The following is a 13,622-nucleotide window of genomic DNA, read 5'->3' on the forward strand; positions in this document are numbered from 1 at the left end:
AAAATATGAAAGGAATGATTCAGAATTTATTTAAAATAAATCTAAATAAAACTTGTGAGATTAAACCATGCAATCTACTTTTGCGCTATATTAATTCATTCTAAATAAGAATACTAATGAAAAAAATTGTTTTTCCAATTTTAATAACAATAACAACTGCGCTATTTGTAGGTTGTTCTAGTGATGACGATAGCGGTACAACAGACCCTAACTTAGTTACAAAACAAGAAGTAGTTGAAAATTATGCAGCTATTGTATATCAAAACTACGTAGATGCTTATAGCGACGCTGTAGCATTACAAACGTCGCTTGCTACGTTCACAGCAACTCCTACTGAAGCTAATCATAACGCTGCAAAACAAGCTTGGAAAACCGCAAGAGAGTCTTACGGAACAACGGAAGCATTTCGTTTTGCTGCAGGACCAATTGACGATAGCGACGGACCAGAAGGTCTTTTAAATGCATGGCCATTGGACGAAAACTACATCGATTACGTAGAAGGTGCTTCTGATACTGGAATTATAAATAATGTTGGAGCGTATCCTGCAATCACAAAAGAATTGCTAGTTTCTTTAAATGAAGAAGGCGGAGAAACAAACATCAGTGTTGGTTACCACGCTATCGAATTTTTACTTTGGGGACAAGACAATACAGACCCTGAAGACAACCAAGCAGGTTTACGTCCTTACACTGACTTTGTAGATGGCGGTACTGCTCAAAACCAAGACAGAAGAAGAGATTACGTTACGGCATGTGCTTCATTACTATTAGATCATTTACAATTAATGATTGACGAATGGGCTGTTGGTGGACCATACCGCACTACATTTTTAGCCTTAAATGAAGATGTTGCTATTAAAAACATTTTAACAGGAATTGCTACCTTATCTAAATCGGAACTTGCTGGAGAACGTATGTTTGTAGCTTTGAGTAACCAAGATCAAGAAGATGAACACTCTTGCTTTAGTGATAACACACACAGAGACATTCGTTTAAACCTTGAAGGCATTAAGAATGTATATATTGGAACTTATGGTTCTATTTCTGGCGCTTCTTTAAGCGATTTAGTAACACAAGCTAACGCAACAACCGCTTTAGAAGTTACTGCACAATTAAATGAAGCAGTAACTACTGTAGAAGCTACTGGAATCCCTTTTGATATTGCTATTAGCGGAGGAAGTACAACTACCGAAGGTGCTAAAGTTTTACAGGCTGTTAATGCATTACAAGATTTAGGAGACCAATTTGTATTAGCGGGTTCTGCTTTAGGAGTTACTGTTGTTGCTGACTAATTAAATATAGTCTAAAACTAATTATTGAATTACCTTTGCAAAATGGCGATAGCGAACAGCTTTCGCCACTTTGCTTTTTACATAACTATGCGATACACTACAAAATACCTCTTCATTAGTTTTTTAGTAATTACTTTAGTTACGAGTTGCACTAAGGATAATGATGATGAATATGTTGGATTACTTGCCGAAACTGGTGAAGAATTTTCTGGTGGGCAAACTACTATTTTTGACGTTTCACAAAACGCATTTGGGTTTCAAGCTCCAAACCTAACAAACCAAGAAGGGTTAGATTTTTTTGTAGGGAACTCATTATTCAATCAAAATTGGGTTACGGCTCCTGCTTCTACTACAGCAAGAGACGGATTAGGCCCGCTATTCAATGCACGTGCTTGTGCAGGGTGTCATTTTAAAGATGGAAGAGGTCGAGCACCAGAATTTAACGGTGAATTTAGTCACGGTTTTTTATTGCGATTGGCAGTTGGCAATGATCCTTTTGGAGCGCCCATCCCAGACCCTAATTACGGTGGTCAATTGCAAGATCAATCTATTATGGGCATTGATACCGAAGCTGGTTTTGAAATTGCTTACAATGAAGTAACAGGAGCCTACGCCGACGGAACTCCATACAGTCTTAGAAAACCTACCTATACTATTATAAACCCAACACAAGGCGCCGTTACTGCAACACAAGTTTCGCCTAGAGTTGCCAACCACATGAGCGGAATGGGACTTTTAGAAGCGATTTCTGAAGCAACCTTACTTTCTTTTGCCGACGAAAATGACAGCAACAACGATGGAATTAGCGGAAAACCTAATTACGTTTGGGACATAGAATCGAACAGTCTTCAAATAGGGCGTTTTGGATGGAAAGCAAACCAACCAAGCGTATTACAACAGGTAGCAGGTGCTTTTGCAGGAGATTTAGGAATTACTTCTTCGCTATTTCCTGATGAGAATTGTCCACCAACCGTAAATTGTGAGGACATTCCTAATGGAGGAGCGCCAGAAATTGAGGACGATAATCTAAATAAAACAGTATTGTACTCTCAAACCCTAGCCGTTCCTGGAAGAAGAGATTGGGACACCCAAGATGTGTTAGAAGGAAAAGCCATTTTCAACCAATTAAACTGTGTGAGTTGTCACATTCCTAAAATGACGACGGGAACACACCCAACCGTTACCGCCTTATCCAATCAAACAATTTATCCCTATACCGATTTATTACTTCACGATATGGGCGATGGTTTGGCAGATGGAGCTACAGATTTTCTTGCCAATGGTAATGAATGGCGTACGCCACCACTTTGGGGAATCGGTCTTATTGAAAATGTAAACGGACACACCTTCCTTTTACACGATGGAAGAGCACGTAATGTAGAAGAAGCTATTCTGTGGCACGGTGGTGAAGCAGAAACTTCTAAAAATGAGTTCAAAAACTTAGCGGCTTCAGACCGTCAAAAATTAATTTTATTTCTTAATTCGTTATAATGATAAAAAAGCATCTTGTTAGTATTCTTGCCGTTTGTACACTCTTTGTTCTCTTCGGAATTACAAGTTGTGAAGATGAAGGTATTTCTGAAGATCAAGCACAATTACAATACAACAGAAGGGACCAATTAAACAATCTTGTTGTTAATAGAATCCTTCCGTTGCACGAATCATTTGCCACACAAACTACGACGCTCTTAGAAAAAGCAGAAGCATTTGCTCAAAATGAAACGGTTCAGAATCTTACCACTTTTCAGAATGAATGGAAAAACACAGCTATTCTGTGGAAACAATGCGAACTCTATAACATGGGCGACATTGAAGATAGTTTTATTCACACACGTATCGATACTTGGGCTACCAACGATGACAATATAGAAGGATTTATTGCAGGTTCAGAACCCATTGACATCGCTTTTATCAATTCAGTAGGGTCCTCTTCAAAAGGAATTGCAGCCTTAGAATATTTATTATTCAATGCCGATATAAGCACCACGCTAACCGATTTTCAAAATGATAGCAGACGTGTTGATTATGCCGTAGCACTTTCCGAAGACTTAAAAAATTTAGGAGCAGAAATAAATGGATTGTGGATTGGATACGGCCCTACTTTTATCGACGCCGTAGACAGCAATCTTGAAGGTGGACAAAATCAGACCAATAATGCGATGGTGACTTTGGTAGAAGAAGTTATTATTAGCAAACTAGGTCGTGCGCTAGGAGACACCAATGGCGGAACACTAAATGAGGAAGAGTTTGAAGCGTTCCGAAGTGATATTTCGCTTCAAATGATTAAAGCCAATCTTGAAGAAGTACAAAAAACGTTTACTGGTAATTTCGTAGAAGGCACTCGTAATATTGGCTTTGACGATTATATTGCAAATTTAGAAGGCAACGATTTACGAGACAGAATAAATGCATCTTTCGATGTTGTAACCTCGCAACTAGACACGTTTAGCCAGAGTTTAAACGAAACATTACAATCGAATCCTGAAAAAATTACAGCCCTTCAAAATGCCTGCAATGACTTGCTCATTATTTTGCGCGTAGACATGGCAAGTTTTATTGGCTCTACCATAACCTTTAATGATAATGACGGTGACTAAGTGTCTTTAAAAAAACAGCTATCCGCGACCACTTCTATTTTTCCTTTGGCTATCTACCGAATAGCCTTCGGGTTTCTACTGTGTTTTTCGTTGGTGCGTTTTATGGCAAACGGATGGGTTGAAGCCTGTTATTTAAGTCCCGAATTTCATTTTACTTATCAATATTTCGGTTGGATTCACCCGCCAGAAAGCGCAACACTTATGTACAGTATTGTAGTGCTTTCGGCACTTGCAGCCCTTTGCATTGGCTTAGGATTTCTCTATCGAATTGCTACGATTGTTTTCTTTGTATCGTTTACTTACCTAGAACTCATCGAGCAATCTTGGTATTTAAACCACTACTATTTTGTTTCCATAATCGCCTTCCTTTTATGTTTCATTCCGGCACACAAAGACTACTCCATTGATGCGATTTGGATGAAAAAATTACGTTCTAAAAGTGTGGCTTCTTGGACGGTTTTTATTCTGAAAATTCAGATTAGTATTGTCTATCTTTTTGCAGGAATAGCCAAACTGAAACCCGATTGGCTGTTGGAAGCAATGCCATTAAAAATATGGTTAAAAGCAAAAACCGAATTCCCTATTGTTGGTCCGTTGTTTCAGTATGAAAGTACCGCTTATGTTTTTAGTTACTTCGGACTTCTATACGATCTTTCCATTCCTTTTTTACTGTGGAATAAAAAAACGCGACCGTATGCGTTTATCGCGGTAGTTGCTTTTCACGCCTCTACCTATGCGTTATTTTCTATCGGAATGTTCCCTTGGATCATGATTGCAGGTTCTCTAATTTTTATTTCTTCGGAAGAGTGGCAAGCGTTGTTGAAACGGTTCGGAATTTCGCTAACTCCTTCTGAAGCTTCCGCAGAAACGCAGCCGCTTTCTAAGTTTTCACTAGGCTTTTTTGGGCTTTTCTTTGCTATACAAATTGCAATTCCGTTACAACAATATTTCTATGCTGAAAACGTGCTTTGGACAGAGCGCAACTACCGTTTCAGCTGGAACGTGATGTTGATGGAAAAAACGGGCTATGCTGTTTTTACCGTCATCGATTCGTCTTCAGGAAAGAAATGGGTGGAATATCCTAAAAATCATTTAACCGACATTCAAGAAAAACAAATGAGTTTTCAGCCAGATATGATTTGGCAATACGCGCGTTTCTTAGAAAAAAAATACAAGAATAATGGTCACGACACTATTGAAGTGTATGCTACGGTTTATGTTACGCTAAATGGGCGTCCTTCAAGAATATATCTTTCCGAAGAAATTAATTTGCTTTCCATTTCAAGAAATGAAGTGTATGATTATATTATAGATTAATCTTGCCCTCTTTATTGTAATCGTTCATTTTTTCCATTGATGAAAAAACGAACCAAAAAAATCTAGGCTGATGAAACTTTGTCTAAATGAATCGCTTGACTCCTAAATTTTAAGAACTCGCTAGAAAAACAGCAATAACCACAATAATTTTCCCGCTCAAACAGATTAAAATTTCACGGTGTCTTCACTTCACATTTTACGACAAACTTTCGATAGGCCATAAAAAGGTGCTTTAGTATTTTAAAATGTAATGTATACGACCTTAAACAGTGGTCTTTTAAAAATATATCTTTCCGAAGAAATTAATTTGCTTTCCATTTCAAGAAATGAAGTGTATGATTATGTTGTAGATTAATGCTGCCCTCTTTATTATAATCGTTCATTTTTTCCATTGATAAAAAAACGAACCAAAAAAATCTAGGCTGATGAAACTTTGTCTAAATGAATCGCTTGACTCCTAAATTTTAATACCTCGCTAGAAAAACAGTAATAACCACAATAATTTTCCCGCTCAAACAGATTAAAATTTCACGGTGTCTTCACTTCACATTTTACGACAAACTTTCAATAGGCCATAAAAAGGTGCTTTAGTATTTTAAAATGTAATGTATACGACCTTAAACAGTGGTCTTTTAAAAATATATCTTTCCGAAGAAATGAAGTGTATGATTATGTTGTAGATTAATGCTGCTCTAATTAGTGCAATTGTTCATTTTTTCCATTGATGAAAAAACGAACCAAAAAAATCTAGGGAAATTAAAGAATCTTACTAAGTACTACTTCTAGTTCAATCAATACAATACTAATAACCCCTGCCAAAATAATGAGCTTCAAAATATTGTGTAAAACCACATAATGTACCTTTTTAGCAGAACGCCAAAGTATAATGAGAAATACGATTAATGCTAGGATACTTCCGTAGAAAAAATAATACATATACCCTGTTTCAAACTTGGTCAATAACAAGGTAATTGGAATCAATGTAAGAAGACTTAAAATAGTGAGCATCCACTTAGATACCTTTTCACCATACACCACCGGAATTGTTCTGTAATTAAGCGCTAGATCTCCTTTTATGTTTTCTAAATCCTTCACAAGTTCACGCATCGAGATGATAAGGAATAAAAAGGTGGCATGTACAAAAATGACCAATGCAAAATTTCGGTAGTAAATAAAAATCGCGAAAAACGGAATGATTGCTAAAATAGCCGCTACAATATTCCCAATAAAAGGATACTTTTTAAGCTTGTGCGAATAAAACCAAAGCATAAAGATGTAAATCGAAAAAAACACAACGGCTCTAAAGGAAACGTAGCTTGCAAAAATGACGGACAAGAAATTAAGAACAAAATAGCTCGTTAATTTTGTGCGCTGACTTACAAGTTTATCGAGCATTGTTTTTCGGGGCCGATTGATTAAGTCCTTTTCGCTATCGTAAAAACTATTAATGATGTATCCTCCTGCTATAGCTGAAGCTGTAGCCAAAACTAACATCAATAAATTAGGGTCTAGCAATACTTTTTTAACCGGAAGTTGAGGCGCTAAAATGTAGATGGATGTTAAATATTGCGCCACTACAATTACCAAAATATTGTAGCCTCGTACCACAGAAAACAAACTGAAAAACTTTAATAAAAAGTGTTTTTGCTTTCGAGTGAACATGTGTTATGTGACTGAGAAATGGTGCTTAGAAATTGTAAACCACTTCGAGTTTATAATCTTTTAAAGCGGCGCGGGCGTCGTCAATGTTTTCGGTAAACCCTAACATATAACCACCTCCACCAGAACCGCAAAGCTTAAGGTAATATGCATTTGTTTCGATTCCTTTTTTCCAAAGGGTATGAAACTCTTTTGGAATCATAGGTTTAAAGTTCTCCAAAACAACTTTTGAAAGTTGCTTGATATTGCTAAAAAGAAGCTTTACATCGCCTTGCAAAAAGTTATCTACGCAGGCATCGGTATGTTTTACAAACTGATCTTTCAGCATATTTCTGAAGCCTTCTTGCTTCATATTCTCCATAAAAATTTGAACCATTGGAGCCGTTTCGCCGGTGATACCACTATCTAGTAAAAACACAGCCCCTTTTCCAACCTCTTCTGGTTGTGAAGGAATTCCTGCAGGTTCAATATTATCTTTTGAATTAATTAAAATAGGCAGACTTAAATAACTATTTAAAGGGTCTAAACCGGAAGAGGTTCCGTGGAAAAAAGATTCCATTTCACCAAAAATAGCTTTCAGTTGAAGTAATTTTTCGCGTGTTAAGTTTTCTAAAACTGTAATTTTATCACATGCATATTTATCATAAATAGCAGCTACTAAAGCACCACTACTCCCAACGCCATAGCCTTGAGGAATACTAGAATCGAAATACAAACCGTTTGCAACATCACTTTTAAAATCTTCTAAATTAAATGTTACTAGATTGGGTTTCTCCTCCTGTAATTTTTCTAAATAAACACTGAAGCGTCTTAAAGCATCGTTAGACTTATGCGTAGCCACTGTATGAAATTTGTCAATTTTTAAAGCACCTTTATAAAAACTATACGGAATCGATAATCCTTTAGAATCTTTTATAATACCGTACTCGCCAAAAAGCAAAATCTTAGAATAAAACAGGGGTCCATGCATAGGTTTGAGATAATAAACTTAAATATACCGCTTTTTTAAATATAAAAACGAAAATAATAGGACAAAGATACTGTTTCCGTAGGAATAAATATCGTCTAACTGTTCTTTTTTTGGACGAAACAACAATTTAGTAGTCACATAGTTAGCAACTTACACCAAAAGCGATTTAATTGAGAAATGCTACAGCATACAATTTAGTTTCTGAAAATAAGACAGATCCTTCTGAAAACTCTATTTTGTAATCTTAAATCGAAATAGCTCCAAACCCAGCGACATCACTAATGAATTCACCGTTTTTACAAAATGAAGAAAGTTCCTTTTCAATAAATAAAGCAACGGTTTCCTTTTCAGTTTCGGGATACAAAACGTGCACGTTAGCCCCCGCATCTAAAGTGAAACAAATATTGCTTTTGGTTTTGGCGCGATATTCCCAAATACGGTTAATGATTTCTAGAGTATTTGGTTTCATTAGAATAAAGTAAGGCATCGAAGTCATCATCATAGCGTGTAACGACAAGGCTTCACTTTCTACAATTTTTATAAATGCTGAAAGATCTCCGCTTTCTAGAATTGGAAGCAACTGAGACAAATTGTTATTTGCTTGCTCAAAACGCTGTTCGGCAAAAGGATGGTTGTGCATTAGATCGTGTCCAACGGTACTGCTTACTTGCTTTTCGCCTTTATCGACCAGTAAAATTGTGTCTTGGTAGTTTTTAAAATTTGCATGAACTGTATATGGATACTTTACTCCAAATAAGTTACTGCTTCCTTCAATATCGGGATGTTTTCCCCAAACAATTAGATCGCCTTCAATACTTCTACATGCACTTCCAGACCCCAAACGTGCTAAAAATGATGCTTTTTGAGAGTAATACTCTTTCGTGTTTTCGGAAGCACTCATTTGTTGCTCCATAGAAACCAAACACAATGCCAAGGCGCTCATTCCGCTAGCTGAAGATGCAATTCCGCTGCTATGTGGAAAACTATTGGAAGTTTCTATTGTAAATTGATACGCCTTCAAAAAAGGAATATAGGCTTCAATACGCTCAAAAAACTTTTGAATTTTAGGCTCGAAACTTTCTTCTCGTTTCCCGTCCAGAAACACTTGAAATGTAAAACTTTCCGAAGTGCTTTTCTTTTTAAACCTCAGACTTGTTTTGGTATTACAATTACTTAATGTGAAGCTAATAGAGGCATTTTTAGGCAATTGTTCGCCATATTTCCCCCAGTATTTTACCAGAGCAATGTTACTCGGCGATTGCCATGAAACTTGGCCGTTATCTAGGTTTTTAGAATAGCTTTTTGGAATAAACTGAGTGTCTGTCATAAGGAATACGCGAATGAGAGACAAATATACCTATTTCACAGAGGATGCGAAATACGTTGGTTTATAATTTATGATTTAGAGTTTGATAAAAACTAAATTAGTTATGTCGCTTAAAAGAAGCTCTCCGTTTTCATTAATTGAAAAACTGGTCCTTACCACTTCATCTCCATAATCCATAATTAGCGTAGTGTCTTCTGTATTCCATTCAAAACCCAAGGCGGTTGATGTGGATTGCCCTGCTAAATCCCCTTCTCGAACTGCACTGTATCCCATGTTTTCAGTATCAAAAACTAATTTGTACTCAAATTCGGTAGTAACATCACTTCGTTGCCATTCGCCAATTAAATTGTCTGACAAGGGCGTCTTGTCGTCCTCCGTTTTGCAAGACAAAACAGATAGTAGAACAAATAATAAGAAGATTACTTTATGAGGTTTTAAGGTTTTCATAGAAAACTCTGTTTAAGTTGTTTGTGATCGTAAATTATCATTTTATGCTTTAAAAGTAATTCTTTTTTTATGATCTGCAATTAAGAAAAAAATACGTTCCAGCATTTTGTGGGTATAGGTATTGTTTTTTAGTAAAGTTTTTAAAATGAAACTATTTTATAAAGACACATTATCATTACAATGTTATTCCTTGTTTTTAGACGAAGTGAAAACGTATTCAACTGTATTCGTATCCAAATCTTTAATGAAACCAACAAGTTTATTTTTTCATTAAAAGCTAGAAATGAGAGTTAAAAAAATTATTCTTATGACATTATTCTTCACCAAGCTGTGTTTCTGTTTTCTTTAAAATTTTAAGTGTATTGGCATCTACTTCATAATAGATATCTAAATTACCATTCCAAGGTCTAGACATGATGGTAATATACCAGACATCATTTTCATAATCTAAAGAAAACGCTCTCTACCTTTTCCTGTAGCAATATCTATCCACTCTTCTTGTTCTAAAAACTTCAACACTTCATGATAGTCATGTCCATCTAACTTTTTATCTTTATCTTTTTCTCTGTGTAATTTTCCTTTATCATCAAAAAATTGCCATATACCAATTTTCATACCTCCTAGTTCTTTTCCTGTATATTCTAAAGTATTCGTAGATTCAAAATACCCTTTTCTTATTTTATAAAAGCTTGGTTTTGGTGGTGTAATTATTTCTGTAGCTCCAGAGTTTTTCGTTAATCCAAATTGATGGATTTGTGTACTATCTTCTAAAATAATGAATCCACCTCGTGATGGATCTTTTTCCTTTCTAATTTTATATGCTTCTACATCAAATTTTTCTGTGGTCAAAATAGTATCTTTTTTTTGCCCATTACAACCAATTATTAGTACGCAGAAGATAAATAGTATTAATTTATATATTGATAGTTTCGTCAATTATACTTACTTTTCTTTTAGAGTTCCGCCCTTGTAATAAAGGGTTTGTTAAATTTCACCTTGTTTATTATAAGTACACCATTCTCCTTCTTTTTTACCGCTCTCATAATTTCCCTCTTCTTTTAATATTTCTGTTTTGTAATAAAAATCTTTGGGATGCTGTTTCATAAACTCAATTTCAAACTTGTCTAATAAACTCCCTTTAAAAGCACAAACAATAAAAAGATATAGAATATGACTGCTTTCATTTAGTCTTCAAGCTCTAATTCTATTTTTTTAAGCTCTTTACCTGTTTTTCCATCTAATGTTACTTCTATCAATTGCATTTTATCATAATCGTAATATGTAATTTTCCATACTTTACTACCTGATTCTTCATTTTTATAAATTTCAGTTTTTATTCCGCCTTGTTTTGGATATCCCTCTTCAAGCTTTATATTCTTTTTATCACAATATTCTAATATTTCTTTCCAACCAAAACTGTAACCATCATCTGTGTTTATTTCCTTAATAAGCTTGCCTTCTTCACTGAATTCATACCAAATCCCATATTCTGACCCATTATTAAATGAAGTTCCTTTTATTTCAATATTTCCATTTTTATAATAGTTTTTTGTTAAGTTAAAGTAACTATTTTTAGGATAAATTGCTTCACTAAAACCTTTTGAGTATTCTAAATAAATGTAGAATATTTCATTTTCACTCTTACGAAGTTCTCCATTTACCTGCTCTTTATTAAAACCCTTTACATTAAATGTTTCAAATTCATTTGTGATTTTCGGTATATCTATATCTTCATTCATTTTCGTTATTTTTTGCGCTTTACAGCTATTAAGATTAAATAGTACAATTGTTATGTAGACTAAATATTTCATATTTTTTAGGTTATTGATTTATTTGCTTTTATCCATTGCCAATAGTATAAACTACAGCGTTTATTGTTATTAGGATCACTAGATATATTATGCGAATAATCTAATAGGTTGTCTGTTTTTTTTGCTTCATAGGTAAATTCTGCCTTCGAAGTTGCCTCACTATTTGTAAAAGTGTGTGGTAAATTAAAAGAGTGTAAAAACTCGTGTGCAGCAGTTTGATCGTTTGCAGAAGCAAATACTACCACATAATCTGCCCCTCCAGCTGAATACCCACTTAAATTACCTACACCACTAGAAGGCATACCATTTTCAGCAAAATAAAAAGCTTTAAAAAAGGCAGCATATTTTTTATCTAGTTTAAGTTTTAAATAATCTACTAAATTCTGAATTGGTATTTCTGCTTTGGCAGGGATAGCTGGTGAATTTGCTGTTTTAGCTATTGCTGCTTTAGCTGGCACTAAAACACTCTTTTTTAAAATTTTACCATTTTTAACAAACCTTGAAAAATCAGTATCAGCAGTTAGATCTATATCAACAATTTTTGAGTCCGGGTGCAATTCTATATAAGCCTGAGTAAGATATTTATTTAATCGTACCATCTCATTAGAAGCGTCACTTTTTTTAGGCTTCGAAGTTTTAGAAAGTTTTGTAGTTAATTGCACAAACACCACTTTCTTCTGTTTGTGATTAGCTGCAGCATTACTCCAAACATTTAACTTACCAGACAATACTCCAGTAGGTTGTTTTTCTTTGTAGGCTTTAATTACAATTTCTTCATCCTTGGTAAATTCATTTTTACACTCAATTAAAACATCATCTTTTAATGTTTTTTTCCCTTTTTTATTTGAAATATCAATTTTATTGGGTGTAAATGTAAAATTAGTATTATCATCAAATTTTAAATAGTCAGCCTTTTCTGTAACATCAATCCTAATTTTTATCTTAGCACTTTCTCCTTTTTTTAAGCTTAACCATTCTGTAAAATGTTTGTCGTTAACTTGATTACCTTTGTCATCTTTTACTTTTTTCCAAGTTACTTCAAAAGGCTTATACTTTTCTTTTAATTTTTTTAATAATGTTGCATCCTTTTTAAAATGTCCTTTATAACTATTTTGCCCTTTTTCTAATATTTTAAAAGTACTGTCTGTATATTGTTTGCTTACAATATCTTCAAATTTATTGTCATTAAATAAGCTTGTATCGTCTTCTCTTATCCAGTCAAAACCAAAACTTCCATCCCAAGCATCGTTAGGCCTAAAGCTAACCAACACTTTAGGCGGAGGCACAACCTCTAATGCCTTACTCTTTTTACTAACTTCAGAATGCGCTACTTTGGCAACAAGTTTGTCAATATCGGCAGTTTTAAACTCCTCCCACTGCTCTTTAATTTCTAAAGCGGTTAACTCAACAGCGCCATCTTCGGTGACACTCTCTTCAAAAGTGAGCTCTTTTTGTCCGTTCTCGAACTCGGTACCGTCTTCTTTTGTAATTGTTATTGTAACAGAATTACCTTCTTGGTTTTCTATTTGCACTTGTAAAGCAACATTTTCTGTATAGGTTGTTTCTTCTAAAACTTCCTTCGTCTCTGGGTGTATCCAGTTTATAGTTGTTATTACAGGCGTAGGTTTTGTTATTACTGTTGGCGCTACAGCGACTGCATCAGGATCTGTAATCTTCCATTCTTTTGCAAAAATAGTTTGCCCATCTTGTATCATGGAAGCAGGAGAAAGCTCAATGTAAGTAGTCATGGGCTGACTGTCAATTCCGTTAAAATTATCCTCACAGGTAAGTACATGAATGTCGAGCAGTTCGATAACCCTGTTTTTTCCGTCTAAAATGGAAGGCTTAATGATTATCTCTAAGGATTTTATCATATTCCCATAAACCATATGCTCAAAAAACGGATCTTCTTTTCTAGTTTCAAAGGCAATTTTCCAAATTCCACCTATTGGTTTTGCTGAAGGTTTTCTATTAACATCAGTCTCTTGAGTAAAAGAATAATCAAACCGTAAAATATTAATACTTAAATCCTCGTACGCCAGCTTTGCAATTATACTCATCCGTTTTTTCTTGTTTCGTATTTTAGTTCATCATATATAGATTAACTATCCGTTTTTTTATTAAAACATAACTATTCCGCTCTTTTAGGAATGGACAGCACCTAATAAGATAGATATGGGGAAGCACTCTTACGAAAGTATA

General features: G+C 34.8%; 11 protein-coding genes. 4 read left to right on the forward strand and 7 right to left on the reverse strand.

Annotation, left to right across the window (positions count from 1 at the left end):
- Positions 1-116: 116 nt before the first annotated feature.
- From BLQ00_RS01985 to BLQ00_RS02000, 4 genes are all read left to right on the forward strand, one after another.
- Entirely contained in the window at positions 117-1,292 is a 1,176-nt protein-coding gene (locus BLQ00_RS01985; RefSeq protein ID WP_093139810.1) for an imelysin family protein, read from the forward strand.
- Between the two features lie 87 nt (positions 1,293-1,379).
- Complete coding sequence (locus BLQ00_RS01990; RefSeq protein WP_093141855.1) at positions 1,380-2,783, forward strand: di-heme oxidoreductase family protein; 1,404 nt, start codon at positions 1,380-1,382, stop codon at positions 2,781-2,783.
- A complete protein-coding gene (locus tag BLQ00_RS01995; RefSeq protein ID WP_093139813.1) occupies positions 2,783-3,889 on the forward strand; it encodes an imelysin family protein in 1,107 nt (368 codons plus the stop codon). The genes BLQ00_RS01990 and BLQ00_RS01995 overlap by 1 nt, the downstream gene beginning before the upstream one ends.
- Positions 3,890-5,206, forward strand: a complete 1,317-nt coding sequence (locus BLQ00_RS02000; RefSeq protein ID WP_093139815.1) for an HTTM domain-containing protein — start codon at positions 3,890-3,892, stop codon at positions 5,204-5,206. It begins immediately after the preceding gene.
- Positions 5,207-5,962: 756 nt separating this feature from the next.
- Here BLQ00_RS02000 and BLQ00_RS02005 read toward each other — a convergent pair.
- The 7 genes from BLQ00_RS02005 to tssD form a co-directional block, all read right to left on the reverse strand.
- Complete coding sequence (locus BLQ00_RS02005; RefSeq protein ID WP_093139819.1) at positions 5,963-6,868, reverse strand: geranylgeranylglycerol-phosphate geranylgeranyltransferase; 906 nt, start codon at positions 6,866-6,868, stop codon at positions 5,963-5,965.
- Positions 6,869-6,893: 25 nt separating this feature from the next.
- Positions 6,894-7,835 carry a mevalonate kinase family protein gene (locus BLQ00_RS02010; RefSeq protein ID WP_093139822.1) on the reverse strand — a complete coding sequence of 314 codons (942 nt, stop codon included), beginning with the start codon at positions 7,833-7,835 and terminating at the stop codon, positions 6,894-6,896.
- A gap of 244 nt (positions 7,836-8,079) precedes the next feature.
- Positions 8,080-9,162, reverse strand: coding sequence for a diphosphomevalonate decarboxylase (locus tag BLQ00_RS02015; protein ID WP_093139825.1), 1,083 nt, complete (start codon positions 9,160-9,162; stop codon positions 8,080-8,082).
- A gap of 75 nt (positions 9,163-9,237) precedes the next feature.
- Positions 9,238-9,609: a hypothetical protein gene (locus BLQ00_RS02020; protein WP_093139827.1), complete on the reverse strand. Its 372-nt coding sequence runs from the start codon at positions 9,607-9,609 to the stop codon at positions 9,238-9,240.
- A 447-nt stretch (positions 9,610-10,056) separates the two neighbouring features.
- Entirely contained in the window at positions 10,057-10,458 is a 402-nt protein-coding gene (locus BLQ00_RS02025) for a hypothetical protein (RefSeq protein ID WP_093139830.1), read from the reverse strand.
- Between the two features lie 335 nt (positions 10,459-10,793).
- Entirely contained in the window at positions 10,794-11,348 is a 555-nt protein-coding gene (locus tag BLQ00_RS02030) for a hypothetical protein (protein WP_093139832.1), read from the reverse strand.
- Positions 11,349-11,425: 77 nt separating this feature from the next.
- Positions 11,426-13,480 (reverse strand): type VI secretion system tube protein TssD, encoded by a 2,055-nt coding sequence (tssD, locus tag BLQ00_RS02035; protein WP_093139835.1) that lies wholly within the window; start codon positions 13,478-13,480, stop codon positions 11,426-11,428.
- Positions 13,481-13,622 lie beyond the last annotated feature (142 nt).

The organism is Ulvibacter litoralis (genome assembly GCF_900102055.1).
GTDB lineage: Bacteria > Bacteroidota > Bacteroidia > Flavobacteriales > Flavobacteriaceae > Ulvibacter > Ulvibacter litoralis.